The 23,416-nt window shown below is 50.0% G+C and carries 17 protein-coding genes and 1 tRNA gene; 12 read left to right on the top strand and 6 right to left on the bottom strand.

Annotated elements, in window-relative coordinates; all coding sequences use genetic code 11:
* Nucleotides 1-110: 110 nt before the first annotated feature.
* The 3 genes from ABD836_RS13960 to ABD836_RS13950 are packed head-to-tail and all read left to right on the top strand — an operon-like array spanning nucleotide 111 to nucleotide 2,141.
* The gene (locus ABD836_RS13960; protein WP_344937015.1) at nucleotides 111-293 is read left to right on the top strand and encodes a hypothetical protein; all 183 of its coding nucleotides are present in this window, start codon (nucleotides 111-113) and stop codon (nucleotides 291-293) included.
* Nucleotides 269-1,351 carry an Arm DNA-binding domain-containing protein gene (locus ABD836_RS13955; RefSeq protein ID WP_344937013.1) on the top strand — a complete coding sequence of 361 codons (1,083 nt, stop codon included), beginning with the start codon at nucleotides 269-271 and terminating at the stop codon, nucleotides 1,349-1,351. Before ABD836_RS13960 ends, ABD836_RS13955 begins: the two co-directional genes overlap by 25 nt.
* On the top strand, nucleotides 1,341-2,141 hold the full coding sequence (locus tag ABD836_RS13950; protein ID WP_344937011.1) for a hypothetical protein: 801 nt from the start codon (nucleotides 1,341-1,343) through the stop codon (nucleotides 2,139-2,141). Before ABD836_RS13955 ends, ABD836_RS13950 begins: the two co-directional genes overlap by 11 nt.
* A gap of 689 nt (nucleotides 2,142-2,830) precedes the next feature.
* On the opposite strand, the gene ABD836_RS13945 is transcribed toward ABD836_RS13950, so the two are convergent.
* On the bottom strand, nucleotides 2,831-3,982 hold the full coding sequence (locus ABD836_RS13945) for a zinc-binding metallopeptidase family protein (RefSeq protein ID WP_344937009.1): 1,152 nt from the start codon (nucleotides 3,980-3,982) through the stop codon (nucleotides 2,831-2,833).
* Nucleotides 3,983-4,022: 40 nt separating this feature from the next.
* The gene (locus ABD836_RS13940; RefSeq protein ID WP_344937007.1) at nucleotides 4,023-4,742 is read right to left on the bottom strand and encodes an SDR family NAD(P)-dependent oxidoreductase; all 720 of its coding nucleotides are present in this window, start codon (nucleotides 4,740-4,742) and stop codon (nucleotides 4,023-4,025) included.
* Between the two features lie 607 nt (nucleotides 4,743-5,349).
* Here ABD836_RS13940 and ABD836_RS13935 point away from each other — a divergent pair.
* The 4 genes from ABD836_RS13935 to ABD836_RS13920 all read left to right on the top strand — a co-directional run bounded on the left by ABD836_RS13935 (nucleotide 5,350) and on the right by ABD836_RS13920 (nucleotide 9,491).
* A complete protein-coding gene (locus ABD836_RS13935; protein WP_344937005.1) occupies nucleotides 5,350-5,898 on the top strand; it encodes a porin family protein in 549 nt (182 codons plus the stop codon).
* Between the two features lie 211 nt (nucleotides 5,899-6,109).
* Nucleotides 6,110-7,855 carry an alkaline phosphatase D family protein gene (locus tag ABD836_RS13930; RefSeq protein WP_344937003.1) on the top strand — a complete coding sequence of 582 codons (1,746 nt, stop codon included), beginning with the start codon at nucleotides 6,110-6,112 and terminating at the stop codon, nucleotides 7,853-7,855.
* Complete coding sequence (locus ABD836_RS13925; protein ID WP_344937001.1) at nucleotides 7,852-8,982, top strand: metallophosphoesterase; 1,131 nt, start codon at nucleotides 7,852-7,854, stop codon at nucleotides 8,980-8,982. Before ABD836_RS13930 ends, ABD836_RS13925 begins: the two co-directional genes overlap by 4 nt.
* Nucleotides 8,979-9,491, top strand: coding sequence for a hypothetical protein (locus ABD836_RS13920; RefSeq protein WP_344936999.1), 513 nt, complete (start codon nucleotides 8,979-8,981; stop codon nucleotides 9,489-9,491). The genes ABD836_RS13925 and ABD836_RS13920 overlap by 4 nt, the downstream gene beginning before the upstream one ends.
* Nucleotides 9,492-9,593: 102 nt before the next feature.
* Here the strand turns inward: ABD836_RS13920 and ABD836_RS13915 are convergent, their stop codons facing one another.
* Nucleotides 9,594-10,568, bottom strand: coding sequence for a zinc-dependent alcohol dehydrogenase family protein (locus ABD836_RS13915; protein WP_344936997.1), 975 nt, complete (start codon nucleotides 10,566-10,568; stop codon nucleotides 9,594-9,596).
* 91 nt (nucleotides 10,569-10,659) lie between these two features.
* A complete protein-coding gene (locus ABD836_RS13910; RefSeq protein ID WP_344936995.1) occupies nucleotides 10,660-11,109 on the bottom strand; it encodes a DUF1499 domain-containing protein in 450 nt (149 codons plus the stop codon).
* Between the two features lie 151 nt (nucleotides 11,110-11,260).
* On the opposite strand from ABD836_RS13910, the gene ABD836_RS13905 reads away from it, so the two are divergent.
* A complete protein-coding gene (locus tag ABD836_RS13905) occupies nucleotides 11,261-11,722 on the top strand; it encodes a MarR family winged helix-turn-helix transcriptional regulator (RefSeq protein ID WP_344936993.1) in 462 nt (153 codons plus the stop codon).
* Nucleotides 11,723-11,812: 90 nt separating this feature from the next.
* Here the strand turns inward: ABD836_RS13905 and ABD836_RS13900 are convergent, their stop codons facing one another.
* Entirely contained in the window at nucleotides 11,813-14,122 is a 2,310-nt protein-coding gene (locus ABD836_RS13900) for a DUF6351 family protein (protein WP_344936990.1), read from the bottom strand.
* A 775-nt stretch (nucleotides 14,123-14,897) separates the two neighbouring features.
* On the opposite strand from ABD836_RS13900, the gene ABD836_RS13895 reads away from it, so the two are divergent.
* The 3 genes from ABD836_RS13895 (at nucleotide 14,898) to ABD836_RS13885 (ending at nucleotide 18,825) form a co-directional block, all read left to right on the top strand.
* Nucleotides 14,898-17,120 carry a peptidase M19 gene (locus ABD836_RS13895; protein ID WP_344936987.1) on the top strand — a complete coding sequence of 741 codons (2,223 nt, stop codon included), beginning with the start codon at nucleotides 14,898-14,900 and terminating at the stop codon, nucleotides 17,118-17,120.
* A 32-nt stretch (nucleotides 17,121-17,152) separates the two neighbouring features.
* Nucleotides 17,153-18,601: a hypothetical protein gene (locus ABD836_RS13890; RefSeq protein WP_344936985.1), complete on the top strand. Its 1,449-nt coding sequence runs from the start codon at nucleotides 17,153-17,155 to the stop codon at nucleotides 18,599-18,601.
* 147 nt (nucleotides 18,602-18,748) lie between these two features.
* Nucleotides 18,749-18,825, top strand: a tRNA-Met gene (locus tag ABD836_RS13885).
* 337 nt (nucleotides 18,826-19,162) lie between these two features.
* On the opposite strand, the gene ABD836_RS13880 is transcribed toward ABD836_RS13885, so the two are convergent.
* Nucleotides 19,163-20,182 carry an AraC family transcriptional regulator gene (locus ABD836_RS13880; RefSeq protein WP_344936983.1) on the bottom strand — a complete coding sequence of 340 codons (1,020 nt, stop codon included), beginning with the start codon at nucleotides 20,180-20,182 and terminating at the stop codon, nucleotides 19,163-19,165.
* Nucleotides 20,183-20,346: 164 nt separating this feature from the next.
* Between ABD836_RS13880 and ABD836_RS13875 the strand changes: the two genes are divergently transcribed.
* On the top strand, nucleotides 20,347-23,355 hold the full coding sequence (locus ABD836_RS13875) for a parallel beta-helix domain-containing protein (protein ID WP_344936981.1): 3,009 nt from the start codon (nucleotides 20,347-20,349) through the stop codon (nucleotides 23,353-23,355).
* Nucleotides 23,356-23,416: the final 61 nt, after the last annotated feature.

Here is a 23,416-nt window from a genome sequence, read left to right as displayed (position 1 = left end):
TTTTAAAAGACTCTCTACCCACCGACTGGGTTGCAACCGGGTTGTGTTCTGTTGGCAGCCTAGCCCATCGGCAACTATGGAGACCACTTTACACCAACGGAGACAAAGTGATGAACAAGTGGGTAACGATTAAAAAGTTTGCTGAGGCAAGCGGGTATTCCGAAGACGCTATTAGAGCAAAAACCAAAAACGGTACGTGGGCCTACCGACTGCATTTCACCAAAGGCCCAGACGGACGAATCATGATTAATGTAGAGGAGGTCAACAAATGGCTAGAAAATACCGAGGCGTAAGTGTGCGCGGCGAAGAAAGTATTCAGATCGAATTTATGTTCAAGGGCAAACGCTGTCGGGAGAGTCTTAAGATCTCCCCCACGGACGCCAACTTGCGCTATGCCAATAACCGTCGAATCGAGATTCTATCGAAAATCGAGCGGGGTAGTTTCGACTACCCTAGCGAATTCCCTGAAAGCAAAAGTGCAATGGCTAAGGCTTCAAAAAACGGATGCCACATACTGGTTAAGGACGCCATGAACGACTGGCTGGTGTCCTGCCAGAAGCGCCACGCCTATAGTACGGTACGGGACTACAACTCAGCCGTGGGCTTTCACCTTGAACCCCGATTCGGCCACTACACCTTAGACGAGCTAAACCGGCAAGAGATCGAGACGTGGATCAATGGACTCGACATCTCAGCCAAGCGTATTAATAACATCCTTATCCCACTGAGGCAGATCATGGAAAGAGCATTTCACGACGAACTGATCGACAACAATCCAATGTCACGTATCAAAAATCTCAAAGTAAAAACGCGGGAGCCACAACCCTTTACGCTGAGGGAAATTGACGCGATACTCAGCCAACTGGAAGGAAGCGCTAAGAACGCAATACAATTTGGATTTTGGACAGGACTTCGTACCTCAGAACTACTCGGACTGAGATGGGAAAATGTATCGCTTGAGGAAGGAACCGCAGTGATTAAGGAAGCCTTAGTACATGGACGAATGAAACAGCCAAAGACCAAGTCCGGAGAGCGTAAAATCACCCTCCACGCCAATGCCCTTGCAGCGGCTAAATCTCAATTTGCTATTCGCTCCGGCTCCGCCTTCGTATTTCACGACCCGAAATCAAAAGAACAGTGGGCATCTGACCAACCATTCAGAAAGCGTGTTTGGATACCCGCTTTAAAGGCTGCAAATGTGAAATACCGTGAGTGCTATCAAATGCGCCACACATTCGCATCTCAAATGCTCTCAGAGAATCGCAATCCAGTCTGGCTGGCACACCACATGGGGCATTCAGACTGGGGCATGATCCGAAATATTTACGGAAGATGGATAAATGAAAGTTGACCATAAATCACACAAATCATTGCTAATATTAATTAGCTTCTTAGCACTCTTAATTACTTTAGCTGTTATTTTTGTTTATTTTTCAATTTTTAATGATGGGCTATCAAACCACCAGGATGTGTGGGGTAGTTTCGGCGATTATATCGGAGGAACACTAAACCCCGCCTTAAGCTTTTTATCTTTGCTTGCACTCCTCTACACAATACATCTTCAAAGTAGAGAATTAAGTATGACACGTCTCGAAATGGAGCGATCGGCAGACGCGCAAGTAGATTCCAGCAAAGCACTGCAGCGTCAACTAAAAGCAATATCAATACAAAACTTCAACTCTATTTTTTATCCGATGCTAAAAATTTATGTTTCGTCCATTAAAACACTGATTTCTATTCGCCCAAACAGAACATCACCACAATACATTCTCGACGAACTACATATCAAGGCTGTAGACAGTTCGTCCGAAGAACCGAAAGTCACATCGAAAACATTACAAAATGATTCAGATTTCCACGTGTTTGCTACAATTTTCTTTCAAATATTATCGATAGCAAAAGCTAATCATACCAACCAAGAGAACAACCCATTCACCGAACAAGTCACATCATTACTTAACAAAAAACTTAGCGAACTTCTTACAATTTATTTGGCAGATGACGACATTTACGAAATATTGGACAAAAGAGCATTATTCATTGAGAACAAGTGTGATCAAAAGATTCGAGATAGCAGTGGCGTTGCAGGAGAAAAACTTAACAACCTAATTACCGAATACAAAATGTTAGATCATGTATAAAAAACTCACACACATAATAATTTAAAGTTTTCCCACATAAAAAAAAGATATATTATCTATGTTAGAAAATTTAACCAATACATTAAGGCAAGACACAAATTAGACACAAACCTATATAAGGCATTGATTTAATGATAAATAATACGGGTTCAATTCCCGCCGGCTCCACCAATTTAAAAGGGTGAACTGACCTCAGTTCACCCTTTTTTATGTCTTATACCTACGCCACAGTTCTCGCGGAGCAATAGTTAACGGAATTTCACCGTCAACTCACCTCTAAATGGCCAGATACTCTCAGTGCCTATATAAACTACACCAAGCCCAAGTTCATGAGCTGGGAATAGAGAACCGTTAAGTTTAGGCTGTGGGCGACACCGAAATATGGTCAAACAAGGCACAACATGTATAAAAAGTGTGATTTTTTATGCATTTCGCCAGAACGTGTATATTTTTAGGCATTTTTTAAACATATCAGTTTGCCATCTAGAAAATATAATACCGCTACTTCTTATTTTATTATTACCTTAAAAATATAAGTACGAGCAGCCTTAACTTACTGAAGCAACTATGGAAAGAGGCCTCACTGGGCAATACGTATCCAGCGTTGCGGGCGGCGTAAACTGCAAAGCGTTTGTCCCCGCCACCCCACCAAAACAAAAACCCCAAATACACTTTATCGTCCTCGCTCACTATCCTTTTATCAAGCTTAACTTGTTGTGAATTGCATGATGAATAAATGACAGTTTCTCCCGCACCGGCTGAGACAGCACAAAAGGATAGGCGTCGTTCATGCCCATACTTCTATTTAAGGAGTTTAGAATCACGGAGAACTCCATCCACGCATCCAGCACCGATGTGATTGATGTTTGAGAATAAAAGAAGCGTGACCCCTGTGGTAAATTCAATTCATCAGTCTCTTCAGAGTCCGCTGCGTCACCGGTAATTGAGCCGGTAATTGAGAAGTTTTTAGCCGTCTCTAAGGTATCCATAATATGCATGTAATGCGCCCAGGTTTCTGCCCAATCTTCATACGGGTGCATTGTGGCGTATTCACTTATAAATTCATCGCGCCAATTATCAGCAGCTTTCTTTTTGTAATACTTTTTCAGCGATTCTTGATAATCTAGCTCATCATCACCAAAATATTTTTTACTTAAGGCATGTTTTTTCTTCGAGCCAACGATCAGTTGATCAAAGTAGTAGTGGCCTAACTCATGACGAAAATGCCCGAGCAAAGTTCGATAATGCTCACTCATGGCATGCTTTGTTTGAGAACGAGCGACATCGTCAGCTTCCGCCAAATTAATAGTAATATGGCCGCAGTCATGACCGGTAAAAACAGATTCAGAGTCGTCTAACTTACTAACAAAGTGGTCGCTCACATCTCGATCAGTGGTAAAGTCAAAACTCAAGCCATTCTCTGGGTCCTGCCGAATATTACGCAGCGGCAGAGACAAGGCCTTTAGGGTATACAATGCCCGACGCTTAGCTGCCTCCATTTTCTGCCACAAGGGAATATGCTCAACAATAGATAAGTCGGGAACCGTTTCATTAAAACGGCAGGCAAAACACAACACTTCGTCATTGTCGGTATCAGGAACAAAATCATCTAAGTTAACCATGCCATTACAGACATTGTAGTTGGCATTATTGTCACACTTTTGGAAGCGAACAGCTGGCTTACCGGTTTTGAAATAATCGCCACTGTCCTCATCAAAGTCATATGCTTCTACTGTGTCAAAAGCATCATCAAGCCCAACAGTTCTTTGACATGAAACACAGCTACTGCTTTCAAAAAACAGTAATTGCTTATTCTCGCAGCTACATCTAAAGGTTTTCATAGGCTTTCTCAAGTTTATATCGTGTTTCAACCACAGAAGATCAACAAGGCACTTCTTTACCGTCCCAAGCAAAGATCTTACCGCTATCCTCTATATTAAGCCCTTTTATTACCGCAAGTAATTGCCTTGCAGAGTAATCCGTATTAAACAATTTATTACTGGCAACCCGTTGCTGGAAGGGCTGAGATAAATGGGTATCCACGGTGCCGGGGTGCAGGCCCACTACAATGGCTTGTTTTTTACGCCATGCGACTTCAATACTGGCGGTTTTTATTAGCATATTCAGCGCGGCTTTAGAGGCGCGATAGGCATACCACCCACCGAGGCGATTATCTCCGATGCTACCAACACGAGCCGAAAGCGCAGCAAATACCGCTCGTTGCTTGCTGTGCAGTTGGGGTAAAAAATACTTGGCAACCAATGCAGGGCCAATTGTATTGACAAAAAAACTCCGCTGAAAGTTATCCGAATTTAAATCGCGCAGTGACTTTTCTGGCATCAAGTCACTGTCGTGCAGCAGTCCGGTGGCAACAATCACACAGTCCAGCGAGCCTTCTTTGGCACTCTGCTCGGCCGCTTTTTTGATCGATTCTTCGTCGGCATAATCGAGGTGGCCGTAATACACATTGACTAACTTACTTTTTATTTCTGAACGAGAAAATGCATGAACGATATTGTCGGAATCCGCGGCAAATAATTCAACAAATGCAGAGCCTAATCCCCCTGAAGCACCAATGATGACAATATTTTGCTTTGGCATACGGATTCTCTATATGTTGTGCCTAATTTTGCATTTAACCAACGACAGTGATGCCGTCAAACAAGATCATCTAGAGCACTACAACTTTAGGCCTTTTTACTCGCAATTGCACAAAGTGATTAGACACGCTTAGCACCTTTTCTGAGACACACCGTTAATCAAAGCCCGTTCAAGTTCCAAAACACCAAGCAGCGCGTACCAATGTGGCTTCTTACGTTTTATCAGCGTGTTTTGCATTTCCAGCCATTCGACAACATCAATATAAAAATCAAGGCGCCATGCCTCCACTTGATCCGGATGAATGCCAGCAAGCGATAATTACTCTTGATCATGAATCGTTGAATATAATGAGCGTAGGAGTAGGTCAATGACTGGTCGATGAGATGTTTCCAACAGTTCATTGTAGTGTTGCCATCCCCAAAATGCTGAGGCTGATCACCCTGGGCATTAAGGTCATTACAAGTAACGTATTCGGGCATGTTCGTCCAATAGAACTCGCGGTTGGCCACTGCGGATATTACCTATTAAACTGGGTATAGACAGAGTGCTATCTTTGCGTCGCGCAAAAACTAAAGCGCAGATTATACAGCCAAGGAGATGGACCTTAATGATTTACAAAAACTTGATGCTAACCATGGGCATGAGCGCACTTACTTTGAGTAGCGTACTTGTACAAGCCGACACACCTGCGGTTTACCTTGGAGGCAACCTCGCGGCATTAAAATACACAGAGGCTGGGCTTCACGACGACGCAACGTTCAAATCAATTTTTGGCCGCATTGGCTTACAAATAACGGCTAATTTTTCTGGTGAGTTGCGCGCAGGTATGGGCCTACGCGATGAATCAGTGGCCGTGTTAGGCACAGACGTTGATTTAGAGCTGGATCATTTCTATGGCGCTTACCTTCGCGGTAGCTTTCAGGCCAGTGATGAGGTCTCCCCCTATGTCATTATTGGTTATACCAAAGGTGAATTAACGGGTTCTGCACCGGGAGCTGAAAGCGCAACTGTATCTGAGTCTGATATGTCACTTGGTTTCGGCGTTGATTTTCTGGTAGACAATTCAGTTACTGTGAATATCGAGTACATGCGCTATTTAGATAAAGACGGTTTTGATGTTAGCGGCCCCTCACTCGGGATTTCATCCAGCTTCTAATACCACAGGCCCGCAGACGCGGGCCTAGCTTGATATTCTTCCAATCTGGCCAAATTACCACTCTGCGCCCCTTTCCCACCTCGCTTCCTGCATTTGGCAATCATTGCTATATTGAAACATTCCACTCATTCCACAATTTGTAATATTTGTGCCATAGTGGTCTGCCACACTACAAACTAATTAAATTCGTTAGGCGTCGGAGAATAAGAATATGGGAAAGCGTAAATCCCGTCGTGGTCTGTCACGGCGCAGTTTTTTACGACGAATAGGACTTGGCGGCGCCGCAGTTGGCGTTGCTGCGGGCTCCACTGCCACGGTCAGTATTGCTGCGTCTAGCTCAGAGCAAAAAGCAATATCACAAGCACAGTCACCATTTCAGCACGGCGTGGCAAGCGGTGACCCGCTGCAAAACGCCCTAATTATTTGGACTCGCCTTAGTATTGAAGGCAGCTTGCCCTGCGATGTGAGCTGGGAGGTGGCCGAGTCGCCCCTGTTTAGCAGCATAGTGGCGCAGGGCGTGTTTACCACCGACAGCAGCCGCGATCATACCGTTAAAATAGACGTAACCGGCCTCTCGCCTGAAACAAGCTATTACTACCGTTTCTCGGCTTTAGATTTTGTTAGCCAGATCGGACGTGGCCGCACGCTGCCCCAAGGCACTGTAGATCATTTGCGCTTGGCGGTAGTGAGTTGCGCAAGTATTCCCCACGGCTTCTTTAACGCCTACCGTCGTGTTGCCGAGCGGCCTGACCTAGATTGTGTGATTCACCTTGGCGATTACATCTACGAATACGGCAATGACGGCTATGGCAGCGACGTTCAAGCTGGCGGCCGTATTTATGAGCCGGGCCACGAAATGGTCAGCCTGTCTGACTACCGTCGTCGCCACGCCCAATACAAGCGCGATTTAGATTTACAGCGCTGCCATCAACAGCATCCGTTTATTTGTGTATGGGATGACCACGAGTTTACCAACGATGCTTGGTTGGGTGGCGCTGAAAACCACAACGACGGTGAAGGCGATTGGGCCCAGCGCTCGTCCTTTGCACTGCAAGCATATAGCGAATGGATGCCAATTCGCTTACCGGAGCCGGGCAATAGCGCGCGCATTTACCGGCAGTTCCGCTTCGGTGATTTGCTAGACCTCATTATGCTCGACACTCGCTTTGTCGGCCGTGACCAACAACTCGCCGGTAGTATTCCGAATGAGGTACCCGGACTCGGCGGCTTTGGCTTTATCGACGCTGGCGACATAGCCAGTACAGAGCGCGGTTTGCTTGGCGAGCCTCAAAAACAATTTTTAGGCAATGCGCTTACTAGCAGCCCGACACAATGGCGCTTTCTTGGCCAGCAAGTTATGTTCGGCCAGCTAAAGCTTATTGGCGAACCTAATGCCTTGAATATTCTGAATCCAGGCGGCCAAGGCGGCATCTTTTTAAATACAGATCAATGGGACGGCTATCCCCGCGCTAGGGAAGAGATTTGGGCAATGATACGCGGCAGTAGCGGTGCACCCGTCGACAATGTCGTGGTGCTCACCGGCGATATTCACACCGCATGGAGCATGGACATTAATGAAGACCCAAATAACCCGATAGCCTACAACCCGCTTGATGGTAGCGGTTCGATGGCGGTGGAATTTGTGGCAACGTCGGTGTCATCTCCGGGGCTCGACGAAGTGCGCGAGCTTGGTGAGGAAGGGCTGAAGATTGTGAACCCCCACATGAAGTACATCAATTTACGCGAACACGGCTATTTATTATTAGACCTAACGCCTGAGCGCTGCCAGGGCGAACACTGGTTTGTCGACTCCATTGAAGGGCCATCGCGAGGCGAAAGCTTGGCTGCGGCTCATTTTACCGCCAGTGGCGAAAATCGCCTGCAAAGTGCAGCTGGGGCCAGCACGGCCAAAGCGAATCCACCCGCACCAGCACCTTACGAGGGAATTCCGCTATGAAAAGGCTATCGATAATACTTCTACCATTATTGCTGGCGGCCTGCGGCGGCAGCTCTAGCACCGGCAATACCAGCACACCACCGCCGGTAGATAAGGAACAAACCCTGCGCTTCATCGCCATTGGCGATACCGGCACCGGCAATGATGGCGACGCCACGCATCTGCAATATCAGGTTGCAGAAATGCTAAAGCAAGTGTGCGAAATACGCGGCTGTGATTTTGCGGTATTGGCCGGAGACAATATGTATGAAAGCGGCGTGGACGGCACGGATGATCCGCTGTTTGCCGATGCCTTTGAGCAACCCTACGGCGATATTGGCATTCCCTTTTATGTCGCGCTCGGTAATCACGACAACTCGGTTACTCTAATTGGCGAGGGCTCACAAAACGCCAAGGGCGATGTGCAAGTGCAATACACTGAGGTGTCACCGTCGGGCGCGTGGAAAATGCCAGAGCGCTTTTACACACAAACATTTAAAGGCAGTGTTGGCGACGATGTGTTTGCGCAATTGTTCACACTAGACTCTAGCCCGATAAGCCATTTCTTTGACGACAACAGCGCGGAATGGAGTGGCGATGCGCTCGATACATACATTCTCAGCCAAGCGAATTTTATGCAGGAGCAACTGGCGGCCAGCCAAGCCCCATGGAAAATCGCCCTAGCGCATCACCCCTACGTCTCGAATGGTCAGCATGGCAACGCAGGGCAATACGATACCGGCACCATGCCAGACCCTTGCATTGGCGCAGGTAGCGTAATGCTAAGCAACAGTTGCCGCGGCGAAGACTATAAAGCGTTTCTTGAATCGACCATTTGCGACAAAGTGGACTTATTTATTGCAGGGCACGACCATGAATTATATTGGTTTAAACCCCAAGCAGGCTGCGGTAAAACCCAACAGATCGTCTCCGGCGCAGGCGCAAAAAGCCGTGAAGTATTTGATGCCACCCGCAACGATGCCTATTTTCAGCTGGGTATGAGCTGGGGCTTCTTTTGGATTGAGCTGCGCGAAGATCGCTTGGTGGGCGCCGCCTACGCTCTCTACCCAGACGGCACACCCTACAATGCCGACGATCAAGGGCGGCCGCTGCCGGTGTTTGAGCAAATATTGATGAAACAGCCGTGAGAACAATATTACTAGCAGGCTTACTGTTGCTATTGGGGTGCACCGACAACCGTCAGCTATACCAAAATACGCCGCTCGGCTTTAGCCTGCGGCTACCAGCAAGCGTGCAGCTGCGTGAAAATTATATGGGTAGTGCGGTGGTGATTGAGCCGCGCGCAGACTCTGCGCTCGCAGGTAAGCTCAGGTATCTTAGTGTTGACGTTAACGAAGCGAAATCTGCGACCAGCAGCTTAGAAAGTTACAGCCAGTTTCGCCTAAAGGGCTTACAACATTTTGCGGTTCGCAGTGACATTACCCACCGCGAGGAAGTAAAACTGGCGGCTTACCCCGCGCAGCGTTTGCGCATGAACGTGCAATTTGGCGCCCAAGAAAGTGAACTACTACTGCACTACCTAATAGCCGGTGGCCGTGGCTACACGTTTACTGCGGCATTTCCGCCAAATGCAGACCCCAGCGCCATTAAAGTAGTTGACTCGATCATTACTAGTTTTAGCGCTCCCTTAGACTGACCAGAGGGCGTCGGCTAACCGCGAACTGCATAATAGCAAGCAACCAAGGCAATGCACGTCTAGCGGTCTAAAACCACTAGACGTGCGAGCAAGCCTTCAATATTAAGCAACAACGAGCACCTTACCGTCTCGCCCACCCTCGGCCGCCGCTGCAACCGCTTGTTTGATTTCGCTTACAGGGTACTCGGCGTGGATTTTAGTTTGCAGCTTGCCTTCAATAATATACTTGGTGATTTGACCAAACACCGCCATTTGCTTTTCTGGCGTGGCGCTGCGGAACCAGCGTGCCAACCAAAACCCCTTGAGAGTAACATCACGGAACACCAGAGACTTCGCCGACAAATGACAAGGCTCACCACTCATCAAGCCGTAGTTCACCAAGGTACCGCCCGTTGCGAGACAACCGCCAACACGATCAGTCGCCGCGCCACCAATGGCATCAATCGCGAGCTTAGGCAGATTGTCGCCGGTGATTTTAGCAACGTCTTTTGCCAGGTCCGGCCCGTCGACCAACACTACATCGCCGCCCAAGGACTTTACCCCGTCAATCGCCGATTCACGGCGCACCACATTAATGGTTTTGAGGCCCTTAATTTTTGCCAACTGAATTAAGTAGCTACCTACGCCGGAATTAGCAGCATTTTGAATTACCCAATCACCGGCCTGCAGCTCCACAAATTCTTCGAGCATCAACAAAGCCGTTGGCGGGTTGATGCTCATCATTGCCAGCTGCTTGGGATCGGCTTCATTGGGAACCGGTATCAACTGCGCGGTTTTACACACCATGTGGCTAGCCCAAGTACCAATGCCTACAGGCAACATGACCGTTTGACCAATAGCTGGGCCCTTACCGCCAAGCTTAACTATTTTCCCCACACCTTCATTGCCACCAATCGCAGGCAAGGGCGGTAAAATGCCGTATTCGCCAGTCAGGGTCAGCACGTCGGATGGATTGATCGGTGAGGCAATTAACTCTACTAGGGCTTCGTCTTCGGCCAAGGCCGGTGCGTCAAACTCTACGGCGGCGATCGACTGCTCAGGGATCGGTCCGCGCTCGCTGTACTGTGCTTTTAACATAAACTGCTCCTTTGTGATTACGCCCAGACCAACCTATAGAAAGCCTGCGCGAATAATAGGGATTAGAGTTTGAGACTCATTCTGGCGGCCGTTATTGGCCTTGATATAATTCTGCGATTTTGTTGTAGCGCTTGCGATTCAGGCCCATGTCAGAATAACCCGCTCGGCTAGACGAACGAAAATGCACTTGCCGATTTTCGGTGTCGAGCCAAAACTCCACGTCGTCGCGATAACGCATAAGCGAGGTAGTGAAGATCACGTAAAGGTAATCATCAGTCTCCGTTTCGATCTTGCCGCCGCCGTAGCTCGCCACGGCCGCCTTCAAGGCGCTCATGGTACTTGCGGGCGTATCTTTAAATGGCAACGTCGCCACCTGCTTTTCAGGGTCATCGGCCTGACTCGAAACATTATTAGGCTTGCTGCTAATCGCGGCCAATTTGCCGTTTTTCACACCAAGTTCAGGAACCTGATTACCCTGAATAATGACTCGCGCAAAAAACAACACAACAAGAACGCCAATTACCGTAAATACAATTTTCATTGCCTTATTCCTCTAGCCTGCCGCGCGCCGCCTTGCATTGAAGGGCTCGGCATTAAATACGTAAATTTACTTTGTGCGCAAAATAATGGCAGGCGATCATTGACCTGTCAATGTTTTGCGCGCAAAATATTTCCAACTTCGGAGAGCCGCTTTGACAGACATTCCAGCCCTTAAGCTAAAGAACCAAATTTGCCACTCGCTATATTCGGCCACCAACGCGCTGATTCGAGCCTATCGGCCGCTGCTAGATCAGCTCGGTCTCACCTATGCGCAATACTTAGTCATGCTGGCACTGTGGGATGAAGACAACGTTATTATTAAGAACTTAGTGCAGCGCACGCGTTTTGACGCCGGAACACTCACACCCATACTCAAGCGTTTAGAGAGCAAGCAGCTACTGACTATAGCCAAGTCCAGCAATGACTCTCGGCAAAAAGTCATTGTTTTAACGCCGCAGGGGAAAAAGCTCGCCGAATGTGCAAAGAAAACGCCGGACAATATCACCAGCCAAATCGCCATGTCGCAAGAAGACGCCAAGCAACTCAAAGCGCTTGCCGAGCAACTTTACTCGCTAATAAACACCAACTTACTCGGTGAGATTGAGCAGGGCTAAAATCAACAAGAATTGATAAATAACCGCGCATAAAAAAGGCGAGATAGATTAACTATCTCGCCTTTTTTATTTCAGCCTAGGTTAAACAACTTACGGCTGCTGCCAGGTTGGCTCCCAGGTTTTAGCAAAAGCAGGGCTCGCCCAACCAGCGGGGAAATCAGCCGGCGTCATCTGCTCACCACCCGTAATCACATCGCCTTTATCGTCTTGATAATTTAGCCACGTCACCGTGCGCTGCCACTCCAATGGACGCTTAGACCAATCACAGACGCCTGTCGCAAAGGTTTGCTCCAACTGCAACCAGTCAGCTTCCTGCCAAATGGTATTACCCAGCCCGTAATTATCTGCGCGGCTAAAGGGTTTTAACTGACACTGCACTTGATCACCGTATTTGTCAGCCCCTGCTTGTGTGCGAGGCGTGCCAAATACCGTCATCAACTCTTCTGGGCACATTTCACCGGGCACACCATTACACTGGTCTTGCACGTCGGCAGGCTTGTTCACAATAATTTTTTGGGCAAGCGGTGTATCACTGGTATCGGCCTCAATGGCGTCTAGCCAAGATGCCATGGCCACCAAGGATTGATTCATGTAGTTAAGATCACCGATCAAGACCGTAAGGCCGCCCCAGTGAACAAAATTATCGCGGTGACCAAATTCGCGCTCAAGACGCCAACGCACCCAATAGCCGTGTACGGCGTCATGCGCCGCACCGGGGTCAGGTCCAGTCATGTTAATAATGGGCACGGTATCCATATTCACAACGGTGTTCAAAATACCTGTTCGGTAGGCATTGGGCAGCGCCGGGTAATCTGCTTTCATACGGCCGGCTGTCACATTCAAGCTAGGGTCCAGACCACCGATGTTCGTGTTCAGCGCGATAAATTGTGAGGGGGTTATCGTACCCGTTTGTAGCGGAATCAATCCGTACTGCACGCCTTCGTTACCCAGCGGGAATCCGGCAAATCCATAGCCAAGATCTTTTTCGATTTGTGACCAACGGTCGCTCAACGGGTCTGCAGCAGGGAAACGCTCACGCTCGCCAACCATATTTTCCATAAAACTAATAACATCGCAGCGCACGCCGCCAGGATTGGTGTCCTGATCAAAACGCTCTTCGGCGCTCACGCCGCCACAGGCGGACGCAGGGTCCACTGCCTCGCCAAACAGCGCGGTATCGGCCACAGTGGCGTTAACAATGCCGTTCACGTGTCCGTAGATTTCGTTCTGCTGCGGTATGGCATAGAAAGTGCCATCACGCGACGTTGGCGCCACAGGATTATCCGCGGTAATTCCAAAGTACCTTAGCAACATATGGTAATCGGCAAACTGCGTTGCCGTACTCATTACATCTGGGTAAGTGCAGGTGGTTAGCAAGCCCTGATACAATCCGGGGTAGGCATTGGCGATCATATTTTGGGTGATCGCGCCACCAGAACAACCGGTGCCCACGGTGTAACGCAGCTCACCGTATTGCTCAATAAAACGCTCTTTGGCCATCATCAGCGACTCCGCCTGATAGCTCAAATTGCAGTTATGGCCCAAATTAAGCTGCGCGGTTGAAAGCACCGACCAGCCCATGCTTAAAGCGGTGATGTACGACTGCTCGGTAAGCGGAGTACCCGGTATCGTGCCCGAATAATCGTCGGTACGCGCGGAGCTCGTATCGTGGTCGCCGCGGCAATTACCACCATGGGTCACCAATAAACGGCGGTTCCACTGTGACTGAGGCTGCACTGGCGTCCAGTCGTCACCGACCTTGTGCAAAGTGAAAATAGTGTATTGATCCCGGGCCTGATAGCCAATTTCCTGCCGCACAATAAAGGGCAAGGTTTCGCCACCATCGGTTGTTGTGTCGGCAACATCTGTCGGCGGGTTCTCTAGATCATAGGGCTGCAAACCGGAAAGCAGTGGATTAGAAGATTTATACAACCACTGGTATTCCACCGGCTGATTACAGTTTTCATCCGTCGCGCCGTCTTGGCATTCCCAAGGCTGAATATGCGGCCCAGTAAACACAGGCCCGCCAGAGGGATGATTCACCACAGTAAGGCTATTACCAATATTCGCGCTAAGGGTATTTTCACCCACACTTAATCCGGTAACCACACCCAATAAGCGCAGCGGATTGTCAGACGTCGCCTGCAAGACACTGGTGACATCGACGTTATTCAGAAGCAGTTCCAGCTCATCTGCCACGTCGGCACTTGCCAAAACTACCTCAACCAACACATCGCCGGCCGACACCAAGTCAGGTCTATTCGACAAGACCCGAATAGTGGCTCGGTCATCAACTTCGCCTCCGGAATCGGGGTTAGTAACCACCCCAACCCGCGAGCTACTGCCGCCACAGGCGGCGAGCATTAAGCTAATCATGATAGTGATTATTATATTCTTCACGGGCGTTCTCCTCTGCGCACCAGCTGGCACACGTCCCAATGCAATGACATTACCTATGACACTTTATCGTATTTTTGTGTATTTTTAAATGACCACACCTAACCCAAGCATAGACCCTCAACAAAAAACGAGTGAAATTAGCCGCGATAATTCTGACTAGGGGCGGCAAAATTCACAGCATTACACCACCGCCCACGCGCTATAAACATCCAAACCCAAGCGCACCCATCGCCAAGCGAGATACCGACGCCAAACCGCAAAAACCAAGCCCGCTGATAACACTTCACTGCAAATATCGCGGCAGGCTCAGCTGCTTTCGCTGCGCAGTACAATAGCAAGCCTTACACACGGCCTAGCTTAAAACTCTGATTGAGAGAGCACCTTGACGTAAAAATCAAAGAAGTCGGTATTACAGACTGAACGACAATCACCAAAATTACCGATATTTCATATGACCAGCAGCTAACTCGTCACGTTATTCAATTACACACAACAGGGTTACCCGCACCAACTACACCGATGATTTTTATTTTGTTTATCAACCGCTTGAGCGCGCCCAAGAAAACGTCCGACACACGACCTAACGTTAACGCCAACCCTTTCATCTTTATAGCGCTTTTTAGTGACCGGCAATGTCACGAATTTGCCATATCGGTACTTTTCATTCCGGCAATTTACGGTACCCTGTGAGCACTGAGTACACCTCCTGGCACACTAAAAACAATACCAGCCAGGGTTATAGACCCATTTGCAGCCACTACTTACGGTCAATTTTATGAATTTTCGCCTACTGACTCTTATCTTCATATCCTGCACATTAATTAGCGCCTGCGGTGGCTCCAGCTCCAGCAGTAATCACAGCACACCAAGATCCGGCTCAGAAGTGCCGCAAACCCGGTTCGCCATGGCCAACGGCTGTTATGCGCTGCAGTCAGTTAAAAACGACAAATATCTAGCCGCAACTACTGAAGGTAGCTACACCAGCACCGCAAGTAGCTCAGCAATCGCCGAAGCATTTTTCTTGCAGCCGGCCACCCTCGGCAAGTACCTCCTGTACACCAAAGACAAGCTCTTACTGACCGCCGGCAGCGGTGCAGTTAGTGGCGAAGCCACAGCGGCCGACGCGGCGATTTGGACCATTACCATGAACTCAGCCAATGCCAGCTTTAGCATTGCGTCTGAAAGCACCACTCAAACTATGCAGATCAGTGACACTGGCGATTTGATCGCTGGCGCCGACAGCAACAACGCAGCCTCCCAGTTTAAATTTACCCCGGCAACGACCTGCAGCAGCTACCCAGAAATGCCGACGTCAATTAGAGGCGAAACGTATAAAGGCAACGGCGTCGACAAACCCATTATTGGTTTTGCCGACATCCACACCCACATGGGTATGTCGAATGAAATGTCATATGCGGGCGATGTCGGCCCCTCTGCTGGCGGCGTATTATACGGCGGGCCTATTCACCGTTTTGGCGTCGACCACGCACTAGAAGACTGCGAAGAGCTACACGGCCCCAACGGTATTCGCGATGGCAACAACGTTATTAGCCTAAATCCAACCGACACTCATGAAACTATCGGCTGGCCAACCTTTGTCGATTGGCCGCGCCGCGACTATTTAACCCACCAAGTGATGTACTACAAATGGGTTGAACGCGCGTATCTTTCCGGCCTGCGACTCATGGTTAACCACGGCACCAATATTGCCGGCTTATGTAATGTCGGCAAAGTACTTGCCGCCAACCCAAATGCAGACTGTAACGACATGAGTGTTGCGGTTAAGCAAATTGAATACCTTTACGACGTCCAAGATTATGTCGACGCCCAATCTGGCGGCCCCGGCAAAGGCTGGTACCGTATTGTAAGCAGCCCACAAGAAGCGCGCGAAGTTATCAACGACGGTAAAATGGCCGTGGTGCTCGGCGTTGAAGTTGCCCAAGTATTTGACTGCGGCGTAACCATATTGCTCGGCGGCATCGAGCAACGCAACTGCGACGAGGCGCAAATTGACGCTGAAATTGAACGCTTATGGGAACTTGGTGTACGCCATGTATACCCCTTCCACGACATAAACAGCTCGTTGGGCGGCGCCGGTATTTTTAATGGCGACACCATGAACCTGCTTAACTTCATGGACACCAAGTCCTTTTTCAACACAACCACCTGCCGCGCCTACCCCGATGACGAGCCTTCGGTTCGCACCCCTGGCGCAGAAATGACCACCGGGATTCCCGGTACAGGTAACGACCCAATTACGCAGGCCTTCTTCGAAATTAGCGGCGGCATAACCCCCTTCTACCCAGAAGGCCGACGCTGCAATGAACGCACCATGACCGATTTGGGCGAATACGCCCTACGCGCTCTAATGCAAAGAGGCATGGTGATCGATATCGACCACGCGGCTTATCACAGCAAAGACATAATGCTCGACCTTGCCGATGAAGTTACGCCCAAATACCCGCTAGCCTCTTCACACGACGCCCACGGTGGCCTAACGAGCGACCAGGTTGTGCGCATGCTTAAAAACGGCGGCGTCGTCTACCCCTACAAAGGCAACGGCATTAAGCACAAAGAGTTTTTAGCCAAGCTGAAATTCTGGCGCACCAAAGCAGGCATTAGCGACAGCGATCAAGTGTTAGGACTTGGCTACGGTGCCGACGCCAACGGCTTTGGCGGTCACCCAGGCCCACGTGGCGGTGACTCAGAGCCCGTTCAATACCCTTTCACACTTTTCAGTGGCGATGATTGGGGCCCACAATTTGAGGGCTTTAAGCCAGTCACCGTAAATATGCTAATGATTCCCGAGAGCGGCAAATACTGGCATATCGACGAAACCGGCATGTCGCACTACGGTCTAGTCGCTGACTTTGTCGAAGAAGTACGACTCGAGGGCGGCAAAGAGGCACTGGATGCGCTGTACAATTCAGCCGAGGGCTATGTGCAAATGTGGGAGCGCGCCTACAACCGCAATGCCAATATTAGCGCGGCCCAATAAGCCAGCGCTGCATTTGCAAGTTCATACCATTAATGCCTCGGTCTAAGCGCCTAGGCCTGCCCCTCACTGGACTATTCACCTCCAGTGTGGCGCAGGCCCACTCCTTCGGTGAACCCTACGTCCTACCCATGCCCTATTGGATGTATATCTATGGGGCGATGGCAGCGCTGATTTTATCCTTTATCGTATTGGCCTATTTCTACAATGCCGATACTGCCGAACGCCCAAGACGACAGTGGCATATTGGCCACCCTCGCCTATTAACAATAGTACAAAGCCTAAAACTTAGCCCGATACTCAAAGGACTAATGCTATTCAGTTTCGGCCTAGCCATAGCCAGTGGATTCATTGGCAACCAAGATCGCTATCGCAATTTCAACATGACCTTTTTTTGGATCAGCTTTGCGCTAGGCGCATGCTACCTAAGTGCGATCTTTGGCAACTGGTACCACTACCTCAATCCCTGGCGCCTCATCCTAGCCCCGCTAAAGCAGTTTAGCCAAGGCCGCCAAGCCTACCCCCAACAATTAGCCTATTGGCCCGCCGTGATCCTGTACATGGCATTTATCCTTCTAGAGTTATTTGGCGACACCAAGCCCTTTTCGCTGTCAGTGATACTTATCGTTTATACCCTCATAAACATTGCTGCGGTGTGGCGCTTCGGCAGCCAAAGCTGGTTCCGCTACGGCGAACTGTTTTCCGTCATGTTTCAACTAATCGCCAAAATGGCGCCCCTCCGCTACGACCCTAGCGCCCAGGGCAATGCCAAGCTAAGCCTATGCATGCCCTTCAGCGGTCTATTGCACCAGCGTTTAGAGCATCGCAGCCTACTGATATTCCTTTTATTCATGCTGTCTTCTACCGCCTACGACGGCCTACGGGAAACGACGCTGTGGTTTAATCTATTTTGGCGAGATCCTCTGCATATCATAGAACCGCTTCTAGGCAAGCACCCACTCTTTGCTTATATCACGCTACGCCCTTGGTATTTCGCTTTTGAAACCCTGTGCTTACTGCTGTCGCCGTTTATTTACCTAGCGCTGTTCCGCTTTTTTCTATGGGCGGGAAAATGCCTAACACGAAGCGAACTGAGCGTCACCGAGCTGTCTTTGCGCTTTGGTTACAGCCTCCTGCCCATCGCCTTGGTCTACCACATCACTCATTACTACACGCTGCTACTCAGCCAAGGCCTTAAAGTACGCGGCCTAATCTCCGACCCCTTCGGCTGGGGATGGGATCTATTTGGCACCGCCATAAGCGGCCGCCTACCCGTACTCCCGGACATGGGCCTGATCTGGAACAGCCAAGTGTGGCTAATCCTTATCGGCCACGTTGCCAGCGTATACCTCGCTCACGCTGAAGCCCTGCGTAGCTTTCCCACCCAGCGCCAAGCCAGCCTCAGCCAGCTGCCCATGCTTCTGCTTATGGTTATTTTCACCGGCGCGGGATTATGGATACTTGCACAACCCCTGCAAGGCTAAGCGGCAAGGTCTTGAAAACCCTATCAAATCGTATTCAGCCAATCTAATTTGCCTTAATTTAAACTTATATCCGAATAGGGCTTGCAAGATCGAATTTCCGCTCCTATAATGCGCGCCCTGTCATCGAGAAAACGACAGCAGATCAGTTGCGGGGTGGAGCAGTCTGGTAGCTCGTCGGGCTCATAACCCGAAGGTCGTAGGTTCGAATCCTGCCCCCGCTACCACATTAAAGAACGGCAAATCAGTTACTTACTGACTTGCCGTTTTTTTTCGCCTGTTGCTTTTAGACCCCCGTGACACTCCGTGACGTTTTCCGTGACACTTTTGAATTTAGACCCGCGCTGAGCAACTGCCTCTATGACCTTCGGTCACCACGCCACGATTACAGCAGTGATAAAAATAGTCCGAAGTAGTAATGCCTGAAGGACCAACAAGATCAAACTAAGGTTCGCGCAATCTCACCGCATTGGCCCGGCAATATCGATGGAGTAATACGATCCGGTGAACGCGCAGCCGCTGAGATTAACGACAAACTATTGGCATAGATGGGTAGCTGCGCACTTAAGGCTTAGCAGCCCTTTGAGCTTGCAACTGCAGCTGTTTAGGGGTGAGCCCGTTCATCTTGCGGAACGCCCGAGAAAACGCGCTGTGCTCAGAGTAGCCGAGTAGCATGGCCACCTCAGTGATCTGCAGTCGCGAATCTGCGAGATAGGATTTTGCCAGTTCATTGCGGACCAGATTAGCTTCGCTACGAAAATTTGTACCTGCATCAGTGAGTTTCCGCTGCAATGTACGCACGGTGCATTGCAGCTCACGGCTCACGTTTTTAATGTCGGGCTCACCATTACGTAGCTGGGTTGCCAATATCTCACGCAGCTTGGTAACAACGTCATTGCTACCCGGTAAACTCACCAATAGCTGCTGCACATGTGGCTCAAGCACCTGCAACAAGGCAACATCAGTCCGTTTTAGCTGCATGGCGAGTAACTCGCGGTGGACACGAATTATCGGTGCCGGACAGCCAAAGTTTACCGGGCACTTAAAAAAATCTTCGTAGGGCTTCACATCAGCTGGCGCGGGATGAGCGAAATCGATCGAATGCGGGTTCTCGTCGCCTTCCGTCACGCCGCGGCAAAACTGCACCATGGCAGCAAAACCGACTTCTCCTACCAGCGGTCCGGTGCGGAATTCGCTGATATCCCAGATCATCTCCACCATATCGGCAGCATCGTGGCGGGTCATCGGAATGGCATCAAATATCAAACGCTGATATTGCACTAGGCGATTCAGCACACCATCAAAGTTTTCGCAGGCAAGTAATAGGTGACCTACCAGCCCCAAGTGCCGGGCACTAATCAAAGAGCCCAGTTGCAGCGCCAGATATGGCTCCGAGAGCGCTCGTGCCGCATTTATAAGTTGCTTTTCCCAATCAAGCACATCGACACGATCATTGTCGTCTGCGCCAGCCTTGGGCCGTGCCGCAGCTAGCACCGCTTCGGAATCCTGCCCGCGGAACTGCAAATATTCGTGCAGCAGTAGTGTAAACGCGGCGGGTACAGCTCCTGCACGTGTCTGGCTCATAATCAACAGGTATTAGAATGGTGGCGTAAAGTGTCAAATTTTCGTGCGATTATGTCAAGCATTTAGACTAGCATTAACCGATAATTTCTGACTGTGAAGAAGCGGCTTGGTATTTAGGTTTACAACAGATGCCCGCAGCCCAAACAACATTCGGAGTACCCTCTATGAATATCCCTGCCACGCTGAAAGTTTTATTACTTTCTGTCGCCCTATCCCAACTTGCTGCTTGCGGCAGCTCCAGCTCTGGTTCATCCGCTGTGGAGGATGGCGGAACCGGCGGCGGTGACACGGGTGGCGGTGACACGGGCGGCGGGACCACGCTAGGCCGTACCTTCCTAATCGACGACAGCCCCGACGAGGAAGACAAGGCACTATCTGCCTTTTTCTTGGCCCGCGACGGCGACACCATCGAATTTGCAGAAGGCACCTTCGACATCAACACCACGCTGGTGATGTCGCATAAATCGAATATCACCATCAAAGGGCAGGGTCTTGGCAAAACCGTGCTCAACTTTGCGGGCAGCACTACACCAGAAGGCTTATCCCTGAGCCACATGGAAGGTATCTTTATCGAAGACCTTACCGTGCTCGACACCCCCGGATTCATGATTAAGGTTTCCGATTCAAATTTCGTCAACCTCACTAACGTCCGGGCGATGTGGTCTAGTGGCGACGGCGGTATGGATCCGGAAGTTCCGTCAACGCTGGACACCGAATGCGTGCATGAACTCTCAGCCATTGAAGCCTTTGGCCGGTATACCGACGCCAATGGTCTAACACGGCGCTACATAGTCGACAGCAGCAACGGCGGCTACGCGCTGTATCCAGTTCTATCTAACAACATCGTGCTGGATAATGTGATCTCGCTGGGTGCATCCGACGCTGGTATCTATGTCGGCCAGTCCAATGACATTATCGTGAAGAATAGCGAAGCGTTATTTAATGTTGCAGGCTATGAAATCGAAAACTCGGACAACGCTGACCTGTATGACAACGTAGCCCACTGCAACACCGGCGGCTTCTTGGTATTCGATCTACCTGGTATCAATCAGTACGGCGAACGCACCCGCATCTTCGATAACTACACCGGCTATAACAACCAGGAAAACTTCGCCCCGGGTGGTATTGTATCCATCGTGCCCCAGGGCGTAGGTGTTTTGCAGCTCGGTTATGACGAAGTCGAGTTCTTCAATAACATCGTGGAATTCAACCGCACAGTAGGTTACGTTACTGTCAGCCACGAGCTGGTGGAAGGTAAGGCCGAGCATCCTGATACGCGTATGGACTTGTATGCAGAAGGCATTCATATTCACAACAACACCTTCACTTCCAATGGTCTCTTACCACAACCGCCGGATGAGGAAGCGATCATATGTGCTGAAGACATTCCCGATGTCGGATCAATTGTCGGATCAATACCTTTATTAGGCGACCTGCTGCCGTCAGAAATACTCGACGCATTACCCTGTATCCCCGCAGGCATCGACGATACACATACGTCGCTGCTGCCAACGCTAATCGTCATCAAAGCATTACAGGCTTTCGACGGCTACGGCCCTACTGGCGCGCATATCGTTTGGGACGGCATGTATGACAAAGAAGCCAACGATTGCGAGCTGGCCGATGAGTTCCAGAGCAAGGTCGACCACAATGGTAAACCCGACTTCAACGGCAGCGACTTTCCTAGTTGCCTGTACAACAAATATAAATTTACCGACCCGACGGATCCCTCCACACGACGTCACCCGCTCTATTGGCATTGCTACACCGCCATGGGTGCGGCCAATGGTAATACCTTCTCGCGCGACGGCCGCCCGTTCCTGAACTTTCAGGACACTGATCCGTTCAACCCACCACTCACTGATATTAGTGCGCATGATTGCCCCACCCTGTTCGGCGAACAGTTACCAGCGCTGCCAGAGGTTGTTGTCCCCGAATTTGTACCGGGCGCAAACGGAGCGGAAACGCTGTCTGACGAAGAAGTGTTGGCGATCTGCGAAGGATTCAGCGGCAACAACATCAACCGCGCAGCATTGCAATACAACTGCCCGAAACTGTCACACTACAATCTATTCGCAGATTCCACCGACCCGCGTAGTGGTTTTAACGAAGACGGCATTTTGTATGACCTGACCACGGCGCTGTTTTCAGACTACGCCAGTAAGTACCGGGTACTGTTTTTGCCACCCGGCACGCAAATGGCTTGGAACGAAGGCAACGCAAGCATGCCGAATGCCACACTGGACTTTCCAGTCGGCACGGTAATCGCCAAAACCTTCAGCTTTAAAAACGGGGAAAACGAAAATATTGTTGAAACGCGGCTACTCATCCATCGCGATGCCGGTGACGGAGCAAGCTTGTGGGAAGGTGCCGCATGGTTGTGGCAAACCGACGACGACGGCAACCGTATTGATGCGGAGCTGGCACTATCCGGCGCTAAAGTCGCGGTTAGCTGGAATTACCAAGACCCAGATTTCGACGTTAACGCAAGCTATGTAGGTAGCACTGATAGCTATGTCGTACCGCACCCGAACCAGTGCGGCAGCTGCCATATCAATGAAGACCGCCAATCCGGTGATGCGCCAATCGGTCCAAAGGTGCGGTTACTGAACCGTCCGATGAACTACGGCACATTCGAAGCCAACCAGTTACAACACTGGGTGGATCTAGGTATTCTCAAAGGCGCACCTAGCCTAGGCGTGGATGCCCAACTGATTGCTGCCAATGCTCAGCGCTTACCCCGGTTCAACGTGCCCAACGACCGCTTTATTAATCCCGGTGTGCAGAATAACAATCCAACCAACGCCACGGCCCACAATACCGAGCAGCGGGCTCGCGCCTGGTTAGAAACGAACTGCGCGCACTGCCATAATAGTAAAGGCTTGGCCAGCAGCACTGGCGTATTCTTTGATGCCTTCCGCAAGGTCAACCTGAACTACGGTCTCTGCAAGTTCCCGAACACCGCAGGCAGTGCCTCTGGTGGTAACGATTACGACATCGTTCCCGGCAACGCCGCTGAATCGATTGTCTCGTACCGTATTCACGCTGAAGATTCAAGCATCAACATGCCGCCCGTCGCGCGTAGCGTATTCCATGCCGAGGGCGTTTCGCTGATAGACGACTGGATTACCAATGTGGTCAACGGCAGCTATGATAATGCAGGTTGTGAATAAACCACTGCCGTTATGACAACAGTGGAATGAGCTAAGCAAGCCCTGCAGCTAAAACTGCAGG

The organism is Zhongshania borealis (assembly GCF_039539625.1).
Classification (GTDB): domain Bacteria; phylum Pseudomonadota; class Gammaproteobacteria; order Pseudomonadales; family Spongiibacteraceae; genus Spongiibacter; species Spongiibacter borealis.
This window is presented reverse-complemented; position numbering and strand designations above follow the sequence as displayed.

Coding starts and splice junctions, on each gene's coding strand:
- ABD836_RS13915 (WP_344936997.1), bottom strand. CDS start 10,568: ATGTTAAAAGCACAGTACAGCGAGCGCGGACCGATCCCTGAGCAGTCG.
- ABD836_RS13930 (WP_344937003.1), top strand. CDS start 6,110: ATGGGAAAGCGTAAATCCCGTCGTGGTCTGTCACGGCGCAGTTTTTTA.
- ABD836_RS13910 (WP_344936995.1), bottom strand. CDS start 11,109: ATGAAAATTGTATTTACGGTAATTGGCGTTCTTGTTGTGTTGTTTTTT.
- ABD836_RS13875 (WP_344936981.1), top strand. CDS start 20,347: ATGAATATCCCTGCCACGCTGAAAGTTTTATTACTTTCTGTCGCCCTA.
- ABD836_RS13935 (WP_344937005.1), top strand. CDS start 5,350: ATGATTTACAAAAACTTGATGCTAACCATGGGCATGAGCGCACTTACT.
- ABD836_RS13940 (WP_344937007.1), bottom strand. CDS start 4,742: ATGCCAAAGCAAAATATTGTCATCATTGGTGCTTCAGGGGGATTAGGC.
- ABD836_RS13925 (WP_344937001.1), top strand. CDS start 7,852: ATGAAAAGGCTATCGATAATACTTCTACCATTATTGCTGGCGGCCTGC.
- ABD836_RS13880 (WP_344936983.1), bottom strand. CDS start 20,182: ATGAGCCAGACACGTGCAGGAGCTGTACCCGCCGCGTTTACACTACTG.
- ABD836_RS13945 (WP_344937009.1), bottom strand. CDS start 3,982: ATGAAAACCTTTAGATGTAGCTGCGAGAATAAGCAATTACTGTTTTTT.
- ABD836_RS13890 (WP_344936985.1), top strand. CDS start 17,153: ATGCCTCGGTCTAAGCGCCTAGGCCTGCCCCTCACTGGACTATTCACC.
- ABD836_RS13895 (WP_344936987.1), top strand. CDS start 14,898: ATGAATTTTCGCCTACTGACTCTTATCTTCATATCCTGCACATTAATT.
- ABD836_RS13950 (WP_344937011.1), top strand. CDS start 1,341: ATGAAAGTTGACCATAAATCACACAAATCATTGCTAATATTAATTAGC.
- ABD836_RS13960 (WP_344937015.1), top strand. CDS start 111: ATGAACAAGTGGGTAACGATTAAAAAGTTTGCTGAGGCAAGCGGGTAT.
- ABD836_RS13955 (WP_344937013.1), top strand. CDS start 269: ATGGCTAGAAAATACCGAGGCGTAAGTGTGCGCGGCGAAGAAAGTATT.